The sequence below is a fragment of the Stenotrophomonas sp. 107298_Sma genome, assembly GCF_056480345.1.
Genome location: NZ_CM151094.1, coordinates 4,612,624 through 4,635,399 on the forward strand (window position 1 = coordinate 4,612,624; position 22,776 = coordinate 4,635,399).

Annotated in this window: 22 protein-coding genes; 10 read left to right on the forward strand and 12 right to left on the reverse strand. The window is 67.0% G+C overall.

The window, feature by feature from the left end; genetic code table 11:
• Positions 1–122 precede the first annotated feature (122 nt).
• The 7 genes from ACZK2G_RS21300 to ACZK2G_RS21330 all read left to right on the forward strand — a co-directional run bounded on the left by ACZK2G_RS21300 (position 123) and on the right by ACZK2G_RS21330 (position 8,515).
• Positions 123–2,492, forward strand: a complete 2,370-nt coding sequence (locus ACZK2G_RS21300; protein WP_046983465.1) for a S9 family peptidase — start codon at positions 123–125, stop codon at positions 2,490–2,492.
• Entirely contained in the window at positions 2,489–2,908 is a 420-nt protein-coding gene (locus tag ACZK2G_RS21305; protein ID WP_478474302.1) for an NUDIX hydrolase, read from the forward strand. The genes ACZK2G_RS21300 and ACZK2G_RS21305 overlap by 4 nt, the downstream gene beginning before the upstream one ends.
• 30 nt (positions 2,909–2,938) lie before the next feature.
• Complete coding sequence (locus ACZK2G_RS21310; protein WP_253078569.1) at positions 2,939–3,496, forward strand: hypothetical protein; 558 nt, start codon at positions 2,939–2,941, stop codon at positions 3,494–3,496.
• Between the two features lie 35 nt (positions 3,497–3,531).
• Positions 3,532–4,653 (forward strand): hypothetical protein, encoded by a 1,122-nt coding sequence (locus tag ACZK2G_RS21315; protein WP_478474303.1) that lies wholly within the window; start codon positions 3,532–3,534, stop codon positions 4,651–4,653.
• Between the two features lie 37 nt (positions 4,654–4,690).
• On the forward strand, positions 4,691–6,307 hold the full coding sequence (locus tag ACZK2G_RS21320; RefSeq protein WP_046983461.1) for a hypothetical protein: 1,617 nt from the start codon (positions 4,691–4,693) through the stop codon (positions 6,305–6,307).
• Positions 6,308–6,361: 54 nt separating this feature from the next.
• Positions 6,362–7,258 (forward strand): oxygen-dependent coproporphyrinogen oxidase, encoded by an 897-nt coding sequence (hemF, locus tag ACZK2G_RS21325; protein ID WP_478474305.1) that lies wholly within the window; start codon positions 6,362–6,364, stop codon positions 7,256–7,258.
• Positions 7,259–7,351: 93 nt separating this feature from the next.
• Positions 7,352–8,515 carry a hypothetical protein gene (locus tag ACZK2G_RS21330; protein ID WP_337302387.1) on the forward strand — a complete coding sequence of 388 codons (1,164 nt, stop codon included), beginning with the start codon at positions 7,352–7,354 and terminating at the stop codon, positions 8,513–8,515.
• Between the two features lie 71 nt (positions 8,516–8,586).
• On the opposite strand, the gene ACZK2G_RS21335 is transcribed toward ACZK2G_RS21330, so the two are convergent.
• Both ACZK2G_RS21335 and polA read right to left on the reverse strand, forming a co-directional pair.
• Positions 8,587–9,066, reverse strand: a complete 480-nt coding sequence (locus tag ACZK2G_RS21335; RefSeq protein ID WP_046983458.1) for a DUF421 domain-containing protein — start codon at positions 9,064–9,066, stop codon at positions 8,587–8,589.
• Between the two features lie 328 nt (positions 9,067–9,394).
• Positions 9,395–12,169 (reverse strand): DNA polymerase I, encoded by a 2,775-nt coding sequence (gene polA / locus ACZK2G_RS21340; protein ID WP_046983457.1) that lies wholly within the window; start codon positions 12,167–12,169, stop codon positions 9,395–9,397.
• Positions 12,170–12,267: 98 nt separating this feature from the next.
• On the opposite strand from polA, the gene ACZK2G_RS21345 reads away from it, so the two are divergent.
• Positions 12,268–12,552 carry a DUF2782 domain-containing protein gene (locus ACZK2G_RS21345; RefSeq protein ID WP_478474307.1) on the forward strand — a complete coding sequence of 95 codons (285 nt, stop codon included), beginning with the start codon at positions 12,268–12,270 and terminating at the stop codon, positions 12,550–12,552.
• A gap of 135 nt (positions 12,553–12,687) precedes the next feature.
• Here ACZK2G_RS21345 and ACZK2G_RS21350 read toward each other — a convergent pair whose 3' ends face one another.
• On the reverse strand, positions 12,688–13,134 hold the full coding sequence (locus tag ACZK2G_RS21350; RefSeq protein ID WP_005411629.1) for a universal stress protein: 447 nt from the start codon (positions 13,132–13,134) through the stop codon (positions 12,688–12,690).
• A 185-nt stretch (positions 13,135–13,319) separates the two neighbouring features.
• Between ACZK2G_RS21350 and ACZK2G_RS21355 the strand changes: the two genes are divergently transcribed.
• Positions 13,320–13,466: a hypothetical protein gene (locus tag ACZK2G_RS21355; RefSeq protein WP_253078564.1), complete on the forward strand. Its 147-nt coding sequence runs from the start codon at positions 13,320–13,322 to the stop codon at positions 13,464–13,466.
• A 134-nt stretch (positions 13,467–13,600) separates the two neighbouring features.
• On the opposite strand, the gene ACZK2G_RS21360 is transcribed toward ACZK2G_RS21355, so the two are convergent.
• The 9 genes from ACZK2G_RS21360 to ACZK2G_RS21400 form a co-directional block, all read right to left on the reverse strand.
• Positions 13,601–14,155 carry a hypothetical protein gene (locus ACZK2G_RS21360; RefSeq protein WP_337302388.1) on the reverse strand — a complete coding sequence of 185 codons (555 nt, stop codon included), beginning with the start codon at positions 14,153–14,155 and terminating at the stop codon, positions 13,601–13,603.
• 107 nt (positions 14,156–14,262) lie between these two features.
• Entirely contained in the window at positions 14,263–14,589 is a 327-nt protein-coding gene (locus ACZK2G_RS21365) for a low molecular weight protein tyrosine phosphatase family protein (RefSeq protein WP_046983454.1), read from the reverse strand.
• A gap of 136 nt (positions 14,590–14,725) precedes the next feature.
• The gene (uvrD, locus tag ACZK2G_RS21370) at positions 14,726–16,918 is read right to left on the reverse strand and encodes a DNA helicase II (RefSeq protein ID WP_478474309.1); all 2,193 of its coding nucleotides are present in this window, start codon (positions 16,916–16,918) and stop codon (positions 14,726–14,728) included.
• A 10-nt stretch (positions 16,919–16,928) separates the two neighbouring features.
• The gene (locus ACZK2G_RS21375; protein ID WP_478474311.1) at positions 16,929–18,350 is read right to left on the reverse strand and encodes an FAD/NAD(P)-binding protein; all 1,422 of its coding nucleotides are present in this window, start codon (positions 18,348–18,350) and stop codon (positions 16,929–16,931) included.
• A 45-nt stretch (positions 18,351–18,395) separates the two neighbouring features.
• The gene (cls, locus tag ACZK2G_RS21380; RefSeq protein WP_478475611.1) at positions 18,396–19,814 is read right to left on the reverse strand and encodes a cardiolipin synthase; all 1,419 of its coding nucleotides are present in this window, start codon (positions 19,812–19,814) and stop codon (positions 18,396–18,398) included.
• A 203-nt stretch (positions 19,815–20,017) separates the two neighbouring features.
• On the reverse strand, positions 20,018–20,185 hold the full coding sequence (gene rpmG, locus ACZK2G_RS21385) for a 50S ribosomal protein L33 (RefSeq protein WP_170272460.1): 168 nt from the start codon (positions 20,183–20,185) through the stop codon (positions 20,018–20,020).
• Between the two features lie 10 nt (positions 20,186–20,195).
• Positions 20,196–20,432, reverse strand: a complete 237-nt coding sequence (gene rpmB / locus ACZK2G_RS21390) for a 50S ribosomal protein L28 (RefSeq protein WP_005411638.1) — start codon at positions 20,430–20,432, stop codon at positions 20,196–20,198.
• Between the two features lie 264 nt (positions 20,433–20,696).
• Positions 20,697–21,206 carry a DNA polymerase III subunit epsilon gene (gene dnaQ, locus ACZK2G_RS21395; protein ID WP_136639428.1) on the reverse strand — a complete coding sequence of 170 codons (510 nt, stop codon included), beginning with the start codon at positions 21,204–21,206 and terminating at the stop codon, positions 20,697–20,699.
• Positions 21,207–21,371: 165 nt separating this feature from the next.
• A complete protein-coding gene (locus ACZK2G_RS21400; protein ID WP_478474312.1) occupies positions 21,372–22,265 on the reverse strand; it encodes a LysR family transcriptional regulator in 894 nt (297 codons plus the stop codon).
• Positions 22,266–22,373: 108 nt separating this feature from the next.
• Between ACZK2G_RS21400 and ACZK2G_RS21405 the strand changes: the two genes are divergently transcribed.
• Positions 22,374–22,772 carry a RidA family protein gene (locus ACZK2G_RS21405; RefSeq protein ID WP_308517612.1) on the forward strand — a complete coding sequence of 133 codons (399 nt, stop codon included), beginning with the start codon at positions 22,374–22,376 and terminating at the stop codon, positions 22,770–22,772.
• Positions 22,773–22,776 lie beyond the last annotated feature (4 nt).

Below are 22,776 nucleotides of genomic sequence, written 5' to 3' on the forward strand. Positions count from 1 at the left end.
TGCGCAACCCTGGCAACCGGTTGCACCACTTTGCCAATCCCGCTGCCATGACCTGTGGCCCCCTCCCCCGGCCCGGGCGGCTGCTACCCTTGCCCGGTTTCCTCTACTGGTGCCGTCCGCCCATGTCCCGAGTGCTGCCCCTGTCCCTCCTACTGTCGGCCGTGCTGGCCGCACCGGCTGCGCATGCCGCGCCGACGCCGATCACCATCGAACAGGCCATGGCCGACCCGGACTGGATCGGTCCGCCGGTCGAGAAGGCCTGGTGGTCGTGGAACAGCCAGCAGGTGGAATACCAGCTCAAGCGCAACGGCAGCCCGGTGCGCGACACCTTCCGCCAGCCGGTGGCCGGTGGCGTGGCCGCGCAGGTGGCCGATGACCAGCGCGGCACCCTCGACGTGGCCGAGCCGGTCTACGACCGCAGCCGCAGCCGCAGCGCCTTCGTGCGCAATGGCGACGTGTTCGTGCGCGACCTGCGCAGCGGCGCGCTGACCCAGCTGACCCGCAGCAACGAGCGCGCGGGCAACGTGAACTTCGCCGCCGACAATGGCGTGATCTGGCGGGTGGGCCAGAACTGGTTCCACTGGACCGCCGCCAGCGGCGTGCAGCAGGTGGCCAGCCTGAAGGCCGAGAAGGATCCGCGTACGGCGCCGAAGGCCGATGTGCTGCGCGACCAGCAGCTGCGCACGCTGGAAACCCTGCGCCGCGACCGTGACCAGCGCGAAGCGCTGAAGGACCAGGACCAGCGCTGGCGCCAGGCCGACCCGACCCGCGCGCCGGGTCCGGTGTACCTGGGTGCCGACGTGGAGATCGGTGACAGCGTGCTGTCGCCGGACCTGACCCACCTGATCGTGGTGACCAAGCCGAAGGACTTCGACGACGGCCGTGGCGGCAAGATGCCGCTGTACGTGACCGAATCAGGCTACGAGGAAACCGAGGACACCCGCACCCGCGTCGGTCGCAACGGCTTCGAACCGCACACCCTGTGGTATGTGGACGTGCGCACCGGCAAGGCCGAGAAGGTCTCGCTGTCCAGCCTGCCCGGCATCGCCACCGACCCGCTGGCCGAGCTGCGCCGCAAGGCCGGCAAGGATGCGCTGAAGGGCGACCGCAGCGTGCAGGTGATGAGCGACTTCATGGGCGGTGGCATCCGCTGGAGCCCCGATGGCCAACAGGCCGCGGTGATGCTGCGCGCCAACGACAACAAGGACCGCTGGATCGTCAGCATCAACGCCGCCGATGGCCGCGTGCAGAACCGTCATCGCCTGACCGACAACGGCTGGATCAACTGGGGATTCAACGATTTCGGCTGGATGGCCGATGGCCGCACGCTTTGGCTGCTGTCGGAGGAATCGGGCTTCTCGCACCTGTACACCCAGGCCGGCACGGCCAAGCCGCAGGCGCTGACCAGCGGCAAGTGGGAAACCTCGGCGCCGGTGCCGTCGGCCGATGGCAAGGGCTTCTATTTCCTGTGCAACCAGCAGGCACCGCATGACTACGAAGTCTGCGCGGTCGACACCGGCAGCCGCCAGGTGCGCGAGCTGACCAGCCTCAACGGCGTGGAAGACTTCTCGCTGTCGCCGGACGGCCAGCAGCTGCTGGTGCGCTACTCCGGCGCCTACCTGCCGCCGCAGCTGGCCGTGCTGCCGAGCACCGGTGGCCAAGCCCGCGTGCTGACCGACACCCGCACTGCCGACTACAAGGCACGCCAGTGGATCCAGCCGAAGCTGGTGGCGGTGCCGTCCAAGCACGGTGCCGGCGTGGTCTGGGCCAAGTACTACGAGCCCGAGAACAAGGAACCCGGCAGGAAGTATCCGATCGTCATGTTCGTGCACGGCGCCGGCTACCTGCAGAACGTGCACCAGCGCTACCCGGCCTACTTCCGCGAGCAGATGTTCCACAACCTGCTGGTGCAGAAGGGCTACATCGTGCTGGACATGGATTACCGCGGCAGCGAGGGCTACGGCCGCGACTGGCGTACGGCGATCTACCGCAACATGGGCCACCCGGAACTGGAAGATTACAAGGACGGCCTGGACTGGCTGGTCGACACCCAGCAGGGTGACCGTGACCATGCCGGCATCTACGGTGGTTCCTACGGCGGTTTCATGACCTTCATGGCCCTGTTCCGCTCGCCGGGCACGTTCAAGGCCGGCGCCGCGCTGCGCCCGGTGGTCGACTGGCACCAGTACAACCACGGCTATACCAGCAACATCCTCAACACCCCGGACATCGATCCGGAGGCGTACCGCGTGTCGTCGCCGATCGAGTACGCGCAGAACCTGCAGGACAACCTGCTGATCGCCCACGGCATGATGGATGACAACGTATTCTTCCAGGACTCGGTGAACCTCACCCAGCGCCTGATCGAACTGCACAAGGACAACTGGTCGATCGCACCGTACCCGCTGGAGCGCCACGGCTACGTGCGCGCCGATTCCTGGCTGGACCAGTACAAGCGCATCCTCAAGCTGTTCGAGCAGAACCTGAAGTGAGCAACGCCGCGGCCACGATCCATATCGTGGCTGCGGTCATCCTGGATGATCGCGGCCGGGCGCTGGTGGTGCGCAAGCACGGCGCCAGCCGCTTCATCCAGCCGGGCGGCAAGCCCGAACCCGGCGAAGCGCCACTGCAGGCGCTGGCTCGCGAACTGGACGAAGAACTCGGTGTGCAGCTGTGCGCCGAGACCGCCATCGCGCTGGGCACCTTCGAGGACTGGGCGGTGAACGAGCCCGGCCATCGCGTGCAGGCACAGGCGTGGTGGGTGCAGGTGGACGGCACGCCACGGGCACGCGCCGAGATCGCCGAACTGGCCTGGGTACCGTTGCAGCCGCCGCATGGCCTGCCCTTGGCACCGTTGAGCGAACACCATATCCTGCCGGCCGTCGCCACCCGGGTGACGGCCCGCTGATTGCGCGGGCACCGATTGCAAGGACACCGGATGTCAGTGCCACTCCCGCCGCCCTCATTGCAGCCTTCGCCCTACCACGCGTGGATTCGGCCACTGGTCCAGGCGTCCTTCTGGCTGTCCGTGCTGCTGACCGGCTATTTCGTGCTGCAGGGGCTGCTGGTGTGGCCGCTGCACGACGTTCCACTCTGGCAGCTGCTGGCGGGTGAAGCACAGCATCGGCAGATGCACAGCCTGAACTGGCTGCTGGCGCACCCGGTGGGTGCCTCGATGACCGCCGCACTGCTCTGCCTGGTCTCGGCCGTGGCCAGCTGGGGGCTGCTGCGCGAGCGCCGCTGGGGCCTGTGGAGCTTCGTGGTGATGCTGCTGTTGAGCGCACTGGCCAATTTCGCGATCACCTGGTGGTTGGACGTGTTCATGCGTGACATGATCGTGCTGCTCGCCGACGAACCGGACATGCAGCAATCGCTGCAGCCGCGTCGCTGGATGATGACCTTCACCCTGCTCGGCACTTCGGTGCTGTTCCTGGGTCTGCAGGGCTGGCTGGCCTGGCGCCTGCTGCGGCCGGACATCCGCTCGCGCTTCCACTGAGCCACACTCCTTTCCCGCACGACAAGGACCGTCGCATGCGCCTGTTGAACCTTCTCCCCGCGCTGCTGTTCCTGGCCGCGCTGCCTGCCAGCGCCGATGCCCTGCGCTGCGGCGAGTACCGCAGCATCGATGACGGCATGGCACTGGTGTTCACCACCCCCAGCAGCGGTTACCGCGACAACGGCATCGGTGAGCCGGAGCCGCTGTGGGTCGATCGCAGTGCGGCGCAGACCCGCCTGGTCATGCTCGACGATGGCGTGGCAGGGCCGATCCGGATCAGCGCCGATGGGCAGCGCATCGAAGACAACGTGGTGGTGACCTACACCCTGCGCCGGTCCCGCGCCTGCGCCAGCGAGCCCACCGCGGTGGCTGGCAGCTGCCGCGCTGCTGGCAGCTACTGCATGGCGCAACTGCCAACGGCCTCGCCCGGCCAGGCCCGGCGCGCCTGCGACGAGGGCGTAGGCTCCGGCTGCTCAACGTTGCTGCGGTTGATGCGTGATGGCAGCGCATCGGATGCAGCCGGTGACGCCGGCCCGACGGTCTTCGAGCGCCCGCCGCCGTGCCACGAACACACGGCCGGGCACGATCCGCAGGCCTGTGAAGTCATGACCGACGATGCACTGGCCGCCGCGATGTGGCGGGTGGACCAGCGCCTTCAACAGGAAGACGAGGACACACTGGCTTCGCCTCTTCCCGTTGCTGCACGCGATCGCCTGCAGCAGTTGTGCCTGCAACACCGTGGTGGGCGCTTCTGCGTGGAAGTGGCCGCGCAACAGTTGGACGCGCTGCAACCTGCATTGGCGGTGCAGGCCCTGCAGGTGGTCTGCGATGCTGGACGCATCAGTGCCTGCGAACGTACCGCACCGCTGCGTGAACTCGGCACCGACCTGCGCCTGGTAACGCTCCAACATGTGCCGTGTGGCCGCTACCAGGCCGACGGTGGCGTGATCGACATGCTCGATTTCGGCGATGGCACGCAGGCCCGCCTGCACGAAGGCGCCGTCCAGCTGCAACAGAACGGCGAAACGTTCGTACTGCGCCAGCTCGGCAACGGCGACCTGCTCGGCATGGACAACCAGACGGCCTACCAGCGTTACCAGCCCGTGCCCGGCACGGCACAATGCACGCCCCCGCGCGAGGGCCGTGGTTCGCCGTAGCGCCGGGAGTTTCCCGTTAGATCGTCAAGGAGACGACATGCATTCACCCGCACCGCGCCGCCGCTGGCTGGCCTGGGCGTTGCTGCTGGCCGCGCCGATGGCCGCCGCACAGTCACCGCAATGCGGCCTGTTCAAGGCCGATGAAGGCAGCAGCACGCTGCGCATCAGCGCACCCAACCGTGGCGAGCAGAAGCACTTCGGCAGTGCGCCGTCTCCGGTCGTGTTCCAGCAGATCGACGGAAAGCTGCAACTGGTGAACCTGGAGTACGGCCTGCCCAGCACGCTGCAGGTGCGCGATCGTGGCCGCACGGTCGAGGTGGATGGCACGGTCTACACCCTGCAGGCCCCCGCACAGTGCGCCGCAGCAGCGATGCCGGCTGAAGGCGGCTGCCTGGCTGATGCGGCGGCGTGCCTGGACAACCGTCGCGAAGCGACCCCGACCGCGCTGGAAGCAGGGTGCCGGGAAGGTGTGCCCGGCATGTGCCTGCAACTGGCTGATCGTTGGCAGGAGGAGGCCAAACCCACGGTCGAGGCCGATCCCGACCTGGCAAAGGCAGCGCTCGACGCCGCTCTGTCTGGCATCAAACTCCCCGCCGCCTGTGACGATGGTGGCTTCGAACAGGAAACCCCGGCGTGTGCCGCCGCACTCGAGGCCGACCCTGCAGTGCAGGAGCAGCTGGTCAAGGCCGCGATGACGGCCGCCATGACCGAAGCCATGGTGACGATGACGGCGCCGACCGTGCCGGTGATCATTCCGGCTGAGCGGCGGCAACAGCTGTTGCGGCTATGCCGCGAGGTACCGCATGGCGGCTTCTGCACCCGCGTAGCTGAGCTGTCCTGGGAGGCAGGAGATCCCCTGCAGGCAGTGCAGGCCCTGGCTGCGGCCTGCCCCCCCGGCAATGACACCGCCACCTGCGAGCGCCTGCCGGCATTGCAGGCGGTGGGTGCATCGTTGCAGCCGCAACCGGCAACGGCCCTGCCCTGCGGCAACTACCGGGCCGACGGCGGCCTGATGGACACGCTCGATTTCGGTGATGCCGGCCTGGTTGGTGTTGGCTGGGGCAGCCATCTTCGTGCGCGTGTCGAAGAGGGTGACATCCGCATCCACCACGACCGGGGCGGCGACTTCGTGCTGCGCCCGCTGCCGGGCGGCCAGCTGCTGGGCCTGGATACCTGGACCCGCTTCCAGGTGTTTACCCCCACCGGTGAAGGCCCGACCAGGTGCAGTGCGCCGAAGCAGTTCAAGGTGCTGCCACTGCCACAGGATTGCCCGCTGGCGCTGGCCAACGAGGACGGGGCCGAAGCCTGCTGCACGCAGGGCAAGCTGCAGGGCTGCAACATTCTCGGCAACCGCCTTGCGCTGTCCGGGAACTGGCTGCAGGCCGCCGGGCACTACACCACGGTCTGCCGGGCTGGCGTCCGCGAAGGGTGCGAGAACCTGGTCACCGCGCAAGGCAACGGTGCGGAGGTGGATGCACGGGCAACCCTGGAGCAACTGTGCAAGGCCGACCGCAGCGGCCTGCACGTGGCCTGCGACGTGCTCGGCACCCAGAACTGGGAGCTGATCACGCTGGGCGGTGCCTTGCAGAAGGCGGTTGACGAGGCGGCTGTGGACAACGCTCCGACGCCGCGCAACTCCAACCGCAAGCGCTGAGCCCGCCAGGGCCTGTCCGCAGCTTCGGGCGGGCCCTGCGGTAAAGTACGCGCCATGAACGAATTCGAGCGCGTGCGCACCTACCTCACCGACCTGCAGGACCGCATCTGTGCGGCGATCGAGGCCGCCGATGGCCAGGCCCGCTTCCAGGAAGACCTGTGGCAGCGTGCCGAGGGCGGTGGTGGGCGCACCCGCGTGCTGCGCGACGGTGCGGTGTTCGAACAGGCCGGCATCGGTTTCTCCGACGTGGCTGGCAGCCGCCTGCCGCCGTCGGCCTCGGCCAACCGTCCGGAACTGGCTGGCGCCTCCTGGCGTGCCACCGGCGTGTCGCTGGTGTTCCACCCGCTCAACCCCTACGTGCCGACCACCCATGCCAACGTGCGCTTCTTCCAGGCGCAGCGCGACGGCGAAGTGGTGGCCAGCTGGTTCGGCGGCGGCTTCGACCTGACCCCGTTCTATCCGTTCGACGAGGACGTACAGCACTGGCACCGGGTCGCGCGCGACCTGTGCGCACCGTTCGGCGATGAGCGCTATGCCGCACACAAGCGCTGGTGCGACGAGTATTTCTTCCTGCGCCACCGCAATGAAACGCGCGGCGTCGGCGGCCTGTTCTTCGACGACCTGCACGGCGATTTCGAGCGCGATTTCGACTATCTGCGTGCGGTCGGCGATGGCTTCCTGGATGCCTACCTGCCGATCGTGCAGCAGCGAAAGGACAGCGCCTACGGCGAGCGCGAACGCGAGTTCCAGCTGTACCGTCGCGGCCGCTATGTGGAGTTCAACCTGGTCTATGACCGCGGCACCCTGTTCGGGCTGCAGAGCGGTGGCCGCAGCGAAAGCATCCTCATGAGCCTGCCGCCGCGGGTGCGCTGGGAGTACGGCTTTGCCCCCGAAGCGGGCAGCGCCGAGGCACGCCTGGCCGATTACCTGGTGCCGCGCGACTGGCTCTGATCTTCCGGCGCCACGCCTGAGGCGTGGTGCTTTCCCCTGCCTGGTCCGTCCTGTATCGGCGGATCGTGTTTTTTCTTCTTCAAGGATGACGTCATGCCTGCTGCTGTTCCCCTTCGTCCCCGCGCTGCGGGCTGGCGCTCCCTGCTGTTGCTCGCGCTGGCCTCGGCCAGCCTGCCGGCGGCCGCGCAATCGATGGCCTGCGGCACCTACAAGGACAGCGGCGGCAATATCACGCTGACCATCGAGAGCGAAGGCCACGCCTTCCTGTCCGGCCCCTACCAGGCCACCGAGGAACTGCGCATCGCCCGCCAGGAAGACGTGCTCGGCACCGGCAACCTGTCCACGGGACGCCTGGAAAACTGGTTCTTTTCGGACAGCGACCGCACGATCAACACGCCCTATCGTGAGTTCACCCGTGAGCACGCCGCCGCCTGCAGGACGATGCCCGAGCCCATCGAAGATGGTTGCGTGATGAACACCTCCGAGTGCCTGGAGGCGCTGCCGGAGGCCGCACCGGTGAAGCTGCACGCCTGGTGTGCCGAAGGCGTAGGCGCCGCCTGCACGCAGCTGCTGGAGACTTACCAGGAACAGGCCAATGCAGCGGCGCCGAAGGTGGCGGACCCGCCGATGCCTGAGATATGCAAGGAAGAATCACCGTCCTTCGATGCCGAAGGTTGCATGGCGACGGCCAGGAAGGTCGCCTCGCAGATGATGGGAGAGACACTGCTGGGCCTGCGGCATTCGGTCGATGCACCCTTGCCGCCGGCGCAGCTGGATGAGCTGGCTGGCCTTTGCCGCGAGCAGCACGGCGAGACGTTCTGTGAGGAGGCGGCCGAGTCCCTGTGGAGCAGTGGGCGCCTGCAGCAGGCGCGCGATGCATTGCAACTGGCCTGTGCACAGCGCACCGATGCCCCGTCCTGCGCACCGGCCAAGGGCCTCGCTGCGCTTGCCGGTGCGACCGCATCGGCACTCACGCCGATTGCCGCCATCACCCTGCCCTGCGGCAGCTTTGTCGCCGAACGCAGCGTACTGTCGCAGCTGCGTTTCCTCGACGGCGGCGTCGTGAAAGTCGGCGGTGACGACGTGCGCCTGCGCGCGAGCCTGCGCGACGGCCGGATCGTACTGCACCGCGATGTCGGCAGCGACTTCGTGCTGCAGCTGCTGCAGAACGGCAACCTGGTGGGCATCGACAGCGGCAATCGCTTCGCGTACTACCAGCGCGAGGCGACCGCGGGCAACGCCCACTGCGCCCCCTGACCAGAGGTAGAGCCGGGCCGATGCTCGGCTGATGAGCAAGCGGAGCCGAGCACAGGCTCGGTTCTACAGGGTCAGGTGCTCTTCCTGGGGATGATGGTGATGTGCCCGTTGATCTCCAGCAGGGCCAGCTCCACATCCTCCACGCCCAGGCAGCCCTGCTGGCGCATGGCGGCCTCGAAATCGGCACGGGTGACCTGCTCACGGCGCAGAACGGCTTCGAACAGATGCCCATCGCGTGCGATCACCACCGGTTCTCCTTCAACCAGGCGCTCGATCCGCCGGCTGCGGGTACTCACCCAGCCTACGCCGTAGTTGAGCAGGATCAGGGTCGCCGCCAGCAGCAGGCCGCCGCCCAGCGAGGTATCGGTACCCAGCAGCGCGTTCTGCACCGCGTTGCCCAGCAGCACCACCAGCAGTACGTCGAACGGGGTGATCTGCCCCAGCGGGCGCTTGCCGCTGAGCCGGACCATGCCCAGCACCACGACATAGACCACCACCGCGCGCAGGATGAACTCCCACCACGGCATGGCCAGTGCGAACAGGTCGGGCATTGTCTTCCCCTGCGGAGCGGTGGCCCAGCGTGGCGCAGGCCACGGCATCTGGCAACGGCACAAATAAAAAGCCCCGCTGACCAGGGGGAGGTCAACGGGGCCGGGGAACGGGCACTTGGGGAGGAGTCCCCGTTCCGAGATCTGCTCCAGGGGATGGGAGAGATCCACAACAGGCGTTGCGCCTGTCGAGAGTTATAGAAGCACTCCGAACACTAACGGTTCGTGAAGGGGCCCAATTTAATGAACCTCCATCAGGGCAACATTCATGATCGAGTCAGAAACCTCTGACGAATGAACGAATTCACGTCGTTTTCGGCCTGAAACACCTTCAGTGCGCTTCGTCCCAGTTGTTGCCGATGCCGGTATCGACCACCAGCGGCACCCGCAGTTTGGCCGCTTGCGACATGCGCTCGACCACCTGCAAACGCAACTCTTCAACGAAACTGCTTTCGGTTTCGAACACCAGTTCATCGTGCACCTGCAGGATCATCCTTGCCGGCGCGCCGCTGTCACGCAGCCACTGGTCCACGTCCACCATCGCGCGCTTGATGATGTCGGCGGCGGTGCCCTGCATCGGTGCGTTGATCGCGGCACGCTCGGCACCGGCGCGCAGGCCCTGGTTACGTGCATGAATGTCGTTCAGGTACAGGCGGCGGCCAAACAGGGTCTCCACATAGCCCTGGTCCCGGGCCTGCTGGCGCATCCGCTCCATGAAGTCTCGCACGCCCGGGTAGCGGCTGAAGTACAGCGCCACGTAATCCTGCGCTTGGCCACGGTCGATGCCCAGGTTGCGGGCCAGGCCGAAGGCGCTCATGCCGTACATCAGGCCGAAGTTGATCGCCTTGGCAGCGCGGCGCTCGTTCGGGGTCACTTCCTCCAGCGTACGCCCGAACACCTCGGCAGCGGTGGCACGGTGCACGTCGGCGCCCTGCTCGAAGGCACGCACCAGGCCCGGGTCCTCGGACAGGTGAGCCATGATCCGCAGCTCGATCTGCGAGTAGTCGGCCGCCAGCAGCTGGAAGCCCTCCGGAGCGATGAATGCGCGTCGGATGCGGCGGCCATCCTCGGTGCGGATCGGGATGTTCTGCAGGTTCGGGTCCGATGAGGACAGGCGGCCGGTAGCGGCACCGGACTGGTGGTAGCTGGTATGCACGCGGCCGGTATCCGGGTTGACCATCTCCGGCAGCTTGTCGGTGTAGGTGCTGCGCAGCTTGGCCAGCCCGCGATACTCCAGGATCACCCGCGGCAGCTCGTGCTGGTCGGCAATCGCCTCCAGTGCCTCTTCGTTGGTGCTGGGCTGGCCCTTCGGGGTCTTCACCACCGCCGGAAGCTTCAGCTCATCGAACAGCACCGCCTGCAACTGCTTGGGCGAATCCAGGTTGAAGCTGCGCCCGGCCAGTTCGGTGGCTTTCTGCTGCGCGGCCAGCATGCGCGAGGACAGGTCCTGGCTCTGCCGGCGCAGCTCGACGGTATCGATCCGCACGCCATTGGCTTCGATGCTCGTCAGCACCGGCACCAGCGGCATCTCGATGTCGCGGTACACGCTGTCCAGCGCCGGCTCGGCCAGCAACTGCGGTTGCAGCGCGCGGTGCAGGCGCAGGGTGATGTCGGCGTCCTCGGCCGCATAGCGGCTGGCTTCGTCGATGCCCACCTGCGAGAACGGAATCTGCTTGGCGCCCTTGCCGGCCACGTCCTCGAACTTGATGGTGTTGTAGCCCAGATAACGCAGGGCCAGCGAATCCATGTCGTGGCGGGTGGCGGTGGAATTGAGCACGAAGCTCTCGAGCATGGTGTCGTGGTGGTAGCCCTGCACGTGCACGCCGTGGCGGCGCAGCACATGCAGGTCGTACTTGCCGTGCTGCCCCAGCTTCTTCTTCGCCGGGTCCTGCAGCACCGGGCGCAGCGCATCCAGCACCTGCTGCATCGGCAGCTGGGCCGGCGCACCCGGGTAATCGTGGCCGACCGGAATGTAGGCGGCCTTGCCCGGCTCGACCGCCAGGCTGATACCCACCAGGCGCGCACGCATCGCGTCCAGCGCATCGGTTTCGGTATCGAAACTGATCAGGTCCGCCTGCTGCAGGCGCTCGACCCAGGCCTGCAGCTGCTCGGCGGTCAGCACGGTCTCGTATTCACCCGGCGCGGCCAGGGCCGGATCCAGCGTGCCGGCGGCCGGTGCCTCGGCGCTGCCACGGGCGAACCCGGCGGCGGTGCCACGCAGGCTCGGCGTTGCTTCGCTGGCGGCCGTCGGCGCCGGCAGCGGCGCACCCAGCTCCTTCAGCGCCTGGGTGAAGCCATAGCGCGCATACAGCTCGGTCAGCTCCGGCACGTCCTGCTCGCGCAGGGCAAGCGTGGTCGGGCGGGCGTCCAGCTCGACGTCGGTGCGGATGGTCACCAGTTCGCGGTTCAGCGGCAGGCGCTCCAGCGCCGCGCGCAGGTTCTCGCCGATCTTGCCCTTCATGGTCGGCGCGGCCGCCATCACCCCATCCAGGTGCTGGTACTCGGCCAGCCACTTGGCGGCGGTCTTCGGCCCGCACTTCTCCACGCCCGGCACGTTGTCGACGGTGTCGCCCATCAACGCCAGCAGGTCGACGATCTGGTCGGCGCGCACGCCGAACTTCTCCATCACCGCGGCATCGGAATCCATGCGGCTGCCGGTCATGGTGTTGACCAGTTCGATGCCTGGCCGCACCAGCTGGGCGAAGTCCTTGTCGCCGGTGGAAATGGTCACCTTCAGGTCCTGCGCCACGCCCTGCAGGGCCAGCGTGCCGATCACATCGTCGGCTTCCACGCCGGGGATGCGCAGAATGCTGATGCCCAGCGCTTCAACGATGCGGCACATCGGTTCAACCTGGCTGCGCAGCTCGTCGGGCATCGGCGGGCGGTTGGCCTTGTACTGCTCGTACAGGTCATCGCGGAAGGTCTTGCCGGGCGCATCGACCACGAACGCCACGTAGGCCGGGCGCTCCTTCAGCGTCGAGCGCAGCATGTTGACCACGCCGAACAGCGCGCCGGTGGGTTCGCCCTGTGCATTGGACAGGGGCGGCAGCGCGTGGAACGCGCGGTACAGGTAACTGGACCCGTCGATCAGGACTAATCTGCTCATGGGTCGATTCTACGCGCCCGTGCCTGCACTGCGACGACACGGCACAGCCCCGGCGATGGGGCATAATCAAGGCTCTTTCCAGGCAAAGGCCCCCGCCGATGAAGACCCTGATGCTGGCTTCCGTGCTCCTGCTTGCTGGCTGCGCCAGCATGGGTGATGCCGGCGCTCCCCCGGTGGACGTCAAGGGCGCGGACATTTCCAAGCGCACCATGGACAACGGCGACACCATCGAGGAATACCGCGTGTCCGGCCAGCTGCGCATGGTCAAGGTGACCCCGTCGCGCGGCGCACCGTTCTACATGTACGACAAGAACGGCGATGGCCGTTTCGACAACGACAAGGACGGCGTGTCGCCGGTGTACTGGAAGCTGTACAGCTGGTGATGTGGCCGGGGGGGCAGAGCCCTTTCCTGCGGAAAGGGATCCGACCCCAACAAGGCAATCGCCACGGCCCACAAAAGATGACGCCGGCGCGCATCCTGCGGCCGGCGTCGGGTCCCCTCCCCGGGAACGCTTGTATCAGCGGATGACCAGCACCGGCAGCGTGCTGCGTGCCAGCACTTCGGCGGTCTGGCTGCCCAGCAGCACACGGGTCACGCCACGGCGGCCATGCGAGGTCATCACGATCAGGTCGCTGTTGCGCTCACCCGCCGTCTCGATGATGCCGTCAGCCGCGTAGCGGTCCAATACGTGCACCGGGTTGGCGGTGATGCCCTGCTCGGCCGCCTTGGCCAGCGCCGGCTGCAGCACCTTCTGTGCGCCTTCCTCGCGGTCGGCCTTGTACTCGGGGCTGTTCATGTAGCCCACGCTCCAGCCCATGGCGTCGTACATACCGACGGCCCACGGCTCGGAAACGGTCACGATATCGACCTCGGCATTGAGGTCCTTGGCCAGCTCCAGACCCTTGGCCAGGCCCTTGTCGGCCAGCTCGGATCCGTCGGTGGCAATCAGGATGCGCTTGTACATGGTGGGGCTCCGTGGCGGTCTGCCAGATGGGAACAACACCATTGCACACCGGATGTGCAGGGCGCGCCTTGAGCAGGATCAATCCGGCGCCGCGCAGCGGCGTGTGCGCACCGCCGGCTTGCGTACCCGGACACTGCAGCGCAAGCTGGGTGGGCGGCGCACCGCCGCGCCCAAGGACGACCGACATGCAGGACAACAAGCCGCCCGTCTGGAGTTCACAGAAATCCATCCTGGTCGCCGTGATCGTCGCCTTGGCGGTGCTTTTCGGCGGCTACCAGGTCGGCAAGGATATGGCCTTGCGTGACAATGCCCGCCAAGCAGCGGGCAAATAACACGCCCCTCTTCTGTTTCTGTAGAGCCGAGCATGGGTTATGCCGGTCGTCCTGACCGTTACCCCCACGGGCTGTCGCAGGAGACGTCGGCAGCGGCTCCTGCCGCTACCTTCGGCTCTACATCAAGCCTGCCCTCAGGCGATCTGCACCACGCGCGCGTTCTGGCACAACGGATAACTGCCGACGAATTCAGCGACCGCATCACGCATCGCCTCGAACGATTCGCCGTACATGTACAGCGCGGTCTCCGTCGGGCCCTGCCACCAGCTGCAGATCTCGCCCAGGCCATCGATGCGCTCGGACAGCTGCTCAAACACGTGGTTGGAATCGCACTGCTCGTAGACCTCGTCCGGCAGGGTCAGGCCATCCAGGTAGATGCCCAGGCCCTCGGTCACGCCGAAGCTGCGATCAGCCTCACCCGCACCCTGCAGCTGCGAGCCCTTCGGCGCGCCCAGCTGCTCCAGCAGGTCGATCAGCTTCGGCACGCCCGCAGCGTCCACCAGCGCCACTTCGATATCGCCGTACTCGACTTCGCCCTCGTCGGACATCGCGGTGCCACCGCCGGTGATCCCGCCGACCTCGGCCGCCTGCAGCAGCGCATCGAGCGGATCCTCGAACAGCTCATGGCGATGCTCGGGCTGCAGCTTGGCGTTCAACTTCACGGTGACGTGCAGCGTGGGTTCGGTCATCGGGGCGTTCCTGGAAGAAGTGCCGCCTATTGTAGAGCCGAGCCCATGCCCGGCTGCTCTTTCCCACCAGAAGCAGCCGAGCATGGGCTCGGCTCCACAACAGCCCGTCAACGCAGGAACGGCGCCACCTTGCGCTTGAGCAACTCCACCAGCACCGGGTCCATGTAGTCGTAGTCATCCGGGATATCCAGGCAGATCACCCGCTTGCCCTTCAGCCCTGCCTTATAGCGGCTGGACAGCCGATTGCGGTGGGTCTTCTCCATCACGAACACCAGGTCGGCCCACTGCAGCAGCTCGGGGCTGAGCACTTCCTCGGCGTCGGCCAGCAGCCCGGCCGAGGCTGTTTCGATGCCCGGCCAATCGGCAAACACCTGCTCGGCCGTCGGGCTGCGCAGGCGGTTCTGACTGCAGAGGAAGAGCACGTTGCGGGTCATGAGCGCAGCGTATCGGGGTCGGATCCCTTTTCCAACGGAGGCCGCGATTGCTGTAGAGCCGAGCCCATGCTCGGCTGGGTTTTCCCGCAATGGCGTCAGAGCCCTCCCCGCGGGAGGGATCCGACCCCGGCAGTGATCAGATCACCGTCAGGTTGGCGTAGGCCATCACCAGCCACTTGCTGCCGGCGTCGGCGAACTCGACCTGCACGCGGGCGTGGGCGCCGTTGCCTTCGTAGTCGGTCACCATGCCTTCGCCGAACTTGGGATGGGTGACCAACGCGCCGAGCTTCAGCGGCGGCGCCTCGATCGAGGCATGGCCCATTACCCGGCTCGCGCCCATCGAGGCCGGCCGCGAGACCTGCACCTTCGGGCGCACTTCGTGCAGCAGCTCGCGCGGAATCTCGCGCAGGAAGCGCGACGGCAGACTGTAGTTGTCCTGGCCGTGGATGCGGCGCGACTCGGCGTAGCTCAGCACCAGCTTCTGGCGCGCGCGGGTGATGCCCACGTAGGCCAGGCGGCGCTCTTCTTCCAGCCGCCCGCTTTCCTCCAGCGAACGTGCGCTGGGGAACAGGCCTTCTTCCAGGCCGGCCAGGAACACCAGCGGGAATTCCAGGCCCTTGGCCGAGTGCAGGGTCATCAGCTGCACGCCTTCCTCGCCGGCCTGCGCCTGGCCCTCACCGGCCTCCAGCGCGGCATAGGCCAGGAACGCGACCAGCTCGTCCATGTCCTCGCCCACTTCCTCGATATCGTCGGCGCGGCGCACGAAGCGCGAGGCCACCGAAACCAGTTCGTCGAGGTTGTCGGTGCGCGATTCCGAATCCAGCGCGTTGCGGCTTTCCTTGCTCCAGTGCTCGCGCAGCTGCGAGCGGGCCAGCACGTGGTCCACGCGCTCGGCCAAGGTCATGTGCAGGGTCTGCGCCTGCAGCTCGTTGACCAGCACCAGGAAGCCGGCCAGCGCGTTGCGCGCGCGTGCGGCCAGCGCGCTGCCCTGGGTGACCAGCATGGTCGCTTCCCACAGCGAGATACCCTGCGCGCGCGCCTCGCGGCGCACTTCGTCCAGCGTACGGTCGCCGATGCCACGGGTGGGCGTGTTGACCGCGCGTTCGAAGGCGGCGTCATCGTTGCGGTTGGACAGCAGGCGCAGGTAGGCCAGCGCGTCCTTGATTTCGGCACGCTCGAAGAAGCGCATGCCGCCATACACGCGGTACGGAACCTGCTCGCTCAGCAGTGCTTCTTCCAGCGCGCGCGACTGCGCGTTGCTGCGGTAGAGCACGGCCACTTCAGTGTAGCTGCCACCATCGCGCACCCATTGGCGGGCACGCTCGACGATGTAGCGTGCTTCGTCCATCTCGTTGTACGCCGCGTACAGGTCGATCGGCTCGCCGTCGCCGCTGTCGGTCCACAGTTCCTTGCCGATGCGGTCCGGGTTGTGCGCGATCACCGCGTTGGCGGCGCCGAGGATGTTGGCGGTGGAGCGGTAGTTCTGTTCCAGGCGGATGGTCTGCGCGCCTGGGAAATCGCGCAGGAAGCCCTGTACGTTCTCGACCTTGGCACCGCGCCAGCCGTAGATGGCCTGGTCATCGTCGCCGACCACGAACACGTGGCCGGAATCGCCGGCCAGCACGCGCACGAAGGCGTACTGGATGGCGTTGGTGTCCTGGAACTCGTCCACCAGGATCTCGCGGAAGCGCGCGCGGTAGTGCGACAGCAACGCCGGGTTGTCACGCAGCAGTTCGTGCGCGCGCAGCAGTAGTTCAGCGAAGTCGACCAGGCCGGCGCGGTCGCAACGCGCCTGGTACTCGATGTAGGTCTGACGCATGGTTTCCAGCCATGCATCGTGCGGTTCCGGCTGGATGTGCTGTGGGCGGCGGCCTTCGTCCTTCTGCGCGTTGATCCACCACGCGATCTGCTTGGCCGGGTACTTGCCGTCATCCAGTTCCAGCGCCTGCACCACGCGCTTGACCAGCCGCAGCTGGTCGTCCGAATCCATCACCTGGAAGCCTTCCGGCAGCTTCGCGTCCTGCCAGTGCAGGCGCAGCAGGCGGTTGGCCAGGCCGTGGAAGGTGCCGATCCACATGCCGCGGCTGCCGTTGGGCAACTGTGCGTCGATGCGGTGGCGCATTTCGCCGGCCGCCTTGTTGGTGAAGGTCACCGCGAAGATGCCGTGGGTCGGCACGCCATCGACTTCATGCAGCCAGGCGATGCGGTGGGTAAGTACGCGGGTCTTGCCGGAACCGGCACCGGCCAGCACCAGGTGGTGGCCGGGGGGAGCGGAGACGGCTTCGCGCTGGGCCGGGTTCAGGCCATCAAGCAGGTGGGAGACATCCATGCCCCCCATTTTACGGCATCGCCGTCGCGGCTCCTGCGACCACCTGGGTTGCAAGTGCGTGTGCCTGCTGACGCAGTTCAGGCACCGCCAGGCTTTCCCACAGGCTGCCGATGCGCAGGCTGCCGAGCACGCCCAGCCGCGCCTGCGGCTGTCCACCAGCGGCACGCAGGCGGTCGCCCGGCACCGTGCTGTCCAGGCCGAGCCCATGTGGGCCGGGGCGTGCCATGCCGTCGGCCTGCAGCTGCTGCAGCAACGGATTACGCAGTGCGCTGGCGCGGGTTTCCACGCCGGTGGCGTTGATCACTCCGCCAATCGTCCACTGCTGCTCGTTGCCAGTGGCATCGCGGCCGGACAGCTGCAGTGCATCGCCTTCGCGCCAGACACGTTGCAGGCGGGACCGGTGGATATGCAGCTGGCCGCTGTCCTGCAGGGACTGCAGCTGTTCATCGACCTCTTCGGCGATGCGGTGGCGATGCACGTCCCAATAGCGCACCACATGGCGCAGGAAGCGACGCTGGTCGGCCTCATCAAGGCTGCACCACAGCGCCTGGCCGTGTGGGCGGATGCGGTCCATCACACCCTGCCACGGCAGGCCGTCGGCTTGGGCTTGGCGTGCGAACCCGCGCAATGCGCGCAGGCGCTGGCGCAGGTTCATCGGCAGCAACGTAGTCGGATCAAACGTGGGCAGACCCCCGTGCGCATGCGGCAACGGCAGCAGGCCATGGCGCGAGATCACATGCAGCGGGCCAGTGTGGCCGGCAGCGACCAGCGCCAGCACGGTGTCGGCCATGCTCAGGCCGGACCCGACAATGGCGACAGTCTGCTCCCCGGCCAGGGTGCGTACGCCGTCGTAGTCCCAGGCCTCGATCACGTCATCGGCAGGCAGCGCCTCGGCGCCGGCCACAGGCAGCGGACGCATGCTGTTGCCGAGGGCCAGTACCGCCTGCGCGGCGTGCAGCGCAGCGCCATCACCCAGCTGCAGCCGGTAACCATGGTCATCCGGCTGCAGGCCCAGCACCGGCTGCGCGATCACCTGCAGCTGCGCGGGGCTGGCTGCGGCAGCTTCCTGCAGCCGCTGCTGCAGGTAGGCGGCAAAGAAGTGGCGGCACACATAGCGCTCGCCCAGCACCTCGCGCGCCTCGCCCGGGTAGGCGTTGGCAGCCATCAGGTAATCGAGGAAATCACCGGGTTGGTCGGCAAATGCACTCATCTTCGCCGCCGGCACGTTCAGCAGATGCTCCGGCCATGGCGTGGCATAGGCGATGCCCTGGGCCAGCTGCGAGGCCGGTTCGATAATGGCCAGCGCCAGCGGCGCGTGGGCCTGGCGCAATACCTGGATCGCCACCAGCACCCCGGCCGCACCACCACCGATGATTGCCAGGTCCAGTTCGCCATTACGCGGTGAATCAGTCATGTGCCGATTGTAGGCCATCGGCGATGACAGGCCGGATTGCCGAAATGGGCGGCCGGCATTGCCTTACATCAACGCATCTGCCAAGCGTGCGATGCCCTCGCGGCTGCGCCGCCACGTGGGGCGGCTGCGCCACTGCTGCAGGTCCAGCTGCCGCGATTCGCGCAGATAGCCATCCTCGATCTCGCACAACTGCTTCACCAGCGCGCGGTCGTAGCAGATCAGGCCGATTTCGGCGTTCAGCGCGAACGAGCGGATATCCATGTTGATCGAGCCGAGCACGGCGATGTCCTCGTCCACGCTCATGTGCTTGGCGTGCAGGAACTGCGGTTCGTACAGGGCGATGCGCACGCCACTGCGCAGCAGCTCGTCGTAGTACGCCTCCTGCGCCCACGAGGTCAGCCGCTGGTTGTTGCTGGCCGACAGGATCAGCTGCACCTGCACGCCGGACAAGGCCGCAATGCGCAGTGCGCTCAGCGTGGCTTCGTCCGGCACGAAGTACGGCGTGACCATCACCAGCCGGCGCCGCGCCAGGTGGATCAGTGCCGCTACCGCATCACGCGCGTTGCTATAGGGATATGCCGGGCCGCTGGGCAGCAGCTGGGTGGCGATGTCGTCGCTGCATTCGGGCACATCGGCGATCACGTCCAGGCGCTGGCCGGTTTCCATGTACCAGTCGCTGGCGAACACGGCTTCCAGATGCGCCACCGCCGGGCCACGCACGCGCGCCACCAGCTCGCGGTTCGGGTGGCCGGGCACGAACTGCGGGCCTGCCAGGTTCTGCGAACCGACATAGGCCACTTCGTTGTCGATCACCGCGATCTTGCGGTGGTTGCGCAGATCCATGCGTCCGCTGCGGCGCCAGCGCAGGCCGCCGGGCAGCATCGCGCGCACCTCGATGTCACGCGCTTCCAGGCGCTTGCGATAGGCGCGCAGACCGCGCTTGGCACCCACCGCGTCGAGCAGCACGCGGCACTGCACGCCACGTGCTGCGGCACGCTGCAGTGCCTCGACCACCGCCTCGCCCACCGCGTCGTCAAACATCAGGTAATACAGCAGGTGCACGCGGTCTTCGGCCTGGTCGATGTCTGCGATCAGCGTGTGCAGTGATTCGTCGTAGTCGGTCAGCAGGTCGACCGCGTTGCCGTGCACCGGCATGAAGTCGCCCTGGCGCTGCACCAGCGGTACGATCTCGGCACAGGCGGTATCCGGCCGCGGCGTCCAGCGCAGGCGATGCTGCAGCGCCTGTTCCTCGCGGATGACCTGCGAGGCCTCGGCCTGGCGGCGGATGCGCTCGCGCGACAGCCACGGGTGGCCGAACAGCAGGTACAGCGGCAGGCCCAGCAGCGGCACGAAGCCGACCAGCAGCAGCCAGCTGCGCGCCGCACCCGGCGTGGTGCGGGTGGGGATCCAGCACAGCGCGACCAGCCGGATGAGCCAGTCGATCAACAGCAGGTAGGAACCCAGCAGCCACTCGAACAGCATCGCGTCGCCCGTCGGGAGGTGATGGGCCATTCTGCCCAGCCTTCCGCCAACGTGCCAACCAAGGTTGGCACCTACCGTGTGTTGGAAGAGCGTGCCGACCAACGGTCGGCACCCACCACGGGAACACCGGGCATGAATACCGGGCATGAAAAAACCCGCCACAAGGGCGGGTTTCTTCGGAGGCGATCAGCAATCCTTGCGGATTACTTGATCTTGCCTTCCTTGTACGGGACGTGCTTGCGCACGACCGGATCGTACTTGGAGAATTCCATCTTCCCCGGGGTGTTCTTCTTGTTCTTGTCGGTCGTGTAGAAGTGACCGGTACCAGCGGTCGAAATCATACGGACCTTATCGCGCTTGCCTGCCATGATCGTCTACTCCTCAGACCTTTTCGCCGCGCGCACGCAGCTCAGCCAGAACGGAATCGATACCGTTCTTGTCGATGGTGCGCAGTGCATGCGCGGAAACACGAAGCTTCACCCAGCGGTTTTCGCTGGCAACCCAGAAGCGGCGCTCGTGCAGATTCGGCAGGAAACGACGACGGGTCTTGTTGTTGGCGTGCGAGACGTTGTTACCCGTCTGCACTCGCTTGCCGGAAACCTGGCATACGCGGGACATTGCGCACCTCGATAGTAAGTTGTGTCAGCCCGTAGCCCGGGAGACGGCGGCCTCGATGGTTGCCCACCACACGTCAAGAGAATCAAAGGGTTACGCTGGCGTTGGGCGGCCGGGGACGTGCTCCCGGGGGCGCCGCCCGGTAGAAAACCGGACACAGCGAGCCGCGCATTATGCACGGGTTCAAGCACTTGCGCAAGTTACCCACAGGCTGGGGCTGGACGCGACGGCCGCTCCCCCTGTAAAGCCGGGCCGGGCCGGGCCGGCTCAGCGCAGGTGCGAAACCACCTGGGCAAGCAGGTGCGCGTCCTTCAACGCGCCATGCAGGCCCCGGTTGCTTGGGATGCGCAGGCGCACAAGCAGGTCGTCCAGCTTGTTGGGCATGCCGGGCCAACGACTACGCGCCAGCTTCAGGCTGCAGGTAATGCGGCAATGCTGGGCCAGACTGGCGGAGATGCCGGCCAGGCGCAGCTCGTTGTCCAGGAAGCCCACATCGAAGGTGGCGTTGTGCGCGACCATCTCGCTGCCGCGCAGGAAATCCAGCAGTTCGGCGGCCTTGCTGGAGAACAGCGGCTTGCCCACCAGCATTGCGTCGCTGATGCCGTGCACGCGCTGCGCGCCCCAGTCCACCTTGCGCTGCGGCTGCAGATAGGTGTGGAACTGGCGACCGGTCAGCTGGCCATCGATCAGTTCGACGGCACCGATTTCGATGACCCGGTGCCCCAGGCGGTGGGAGATGCCGGTGGTTTCGGTATCCAGTGCGACGATGCGACTCATGAGTAGCGATGTTTCCTGTTGCGTGCCGTGATGATTTTCGCATGCCTGCAGCAGGAAGCCCCCTAAAGAGCCGAGCCCGCGCTCGGCTGGCGCGCGAAGCGCGGGCCCTGAACGTTGCAGCCAGAAGCAGCCGAGCGTGGGCTCGGCTCTGCAGACAAGCGGATTTCACCCCAATACCTCCACCACCCAATCGATGAACACCCGCAACCGCTGGCTCATGTGCCGGTTCGGCGGGAACATCACGTGCATCGGCATCGGCGGCAGCTGCCAGTCCTGCAACACCGGCATCAACTCGCCACGCGCCACGTGCGGATCGGCCATGTAGCTGGGCAGCGCGACCACGCCCAGCCCTGCCAATGCAGCCGCCAGATACGCATTGCCGTCGTCGAAACCGACCGTATGGCGGCCCTGCACCTCGATGCGCTCATCGCCACGCTGGGCGTTGAACACCCGGGCGCGGCCACTGCGCGGGCTGAGGAAGCCGACCATGTGGTGATCCGGGCCTTCCAGCGCGCGCGGGTCGGTCGGCATGCCGAAGCACTGCACGTAGCCGGGGCTGGCATGAAAACCGATCGGCAGTGCAGCCAACGGCCGCGCCACCAGCGCCGGATCGGCCGGCGTGCCACCACGAATCACGCAATCGACGTTGTCGGCGATGACATCCACCTCGCGGTCACTCACGCCGATGTCCAGCTGGATCTCCGGGTAGCGTGCCTGGAAGTCCGGCAGCGCCGGCACCAGCCGCAGCCGCGCGTAGGGTCCAGGCACGTCCACGCGCAGGCGCCCACGCGGCCGCGTGGCGGCATCGCCCAGCCCGCCCTCCACCTCTTCCAGCTCGGCCAGCAGGCGAGCGATGCGCGGGTAGTAGGCCGCGCCATCGGCGGTGACGCTGACCCGGCGCGTGGTGCGGTTGAGCAGGCGCAGCCGCAGATGCGCCTCCAGCTGCTGCACCAGCTGGGTGACCGTGGTGCGGCTGACCTGCAGGGTGTGCGCGGCACGGGTGAAGCTGCCGGTTTCCACTACCCGGGCAAACGCCCGCATCGCCTCGAAGCGGTCCATGGTGGGTCATGATTGTTTGGAATTGACAATCAATCTAGGCCGATCATCGCCGTTTATCCAGACAGCGCTGGCGCGGAGGATGGCATCCTCTCCCACGGGATCTTCTCCATGTCACAGCGTGATGTCGTTTTCCCCGCCGGCCGCCAGGCCCTGTACGAGCGCAACCGCTACTCGCCGGCGATCCGATCCAACGGCTTCCTGTTCGTCTCCGGCCAGGTGGGTAGCCGCGAGGACGGCTCGCCCGAGCCGGACTTCGAAGCGCAGGTGCGCCGCGCCTTCGACAACCTCAATGCGGTGTTGGCTGCCGCCGGCTGCAGCTTCGATGACGTGGTCGACGTGACCGTGTTCCTGGTCGATCCGGAAACCAACTTCGAGAAGGCATGGGCGATCGTGCCCGAGTATTGGGGCGAGGCGCCGCACCCGACCCTGACCGGCATCGGCGTGACCTGGCTGTATGGGTTCCAGTTCGAGATCAAGGTGATCGCGAAGCTGCCTGCAGACCGGTAGTGCC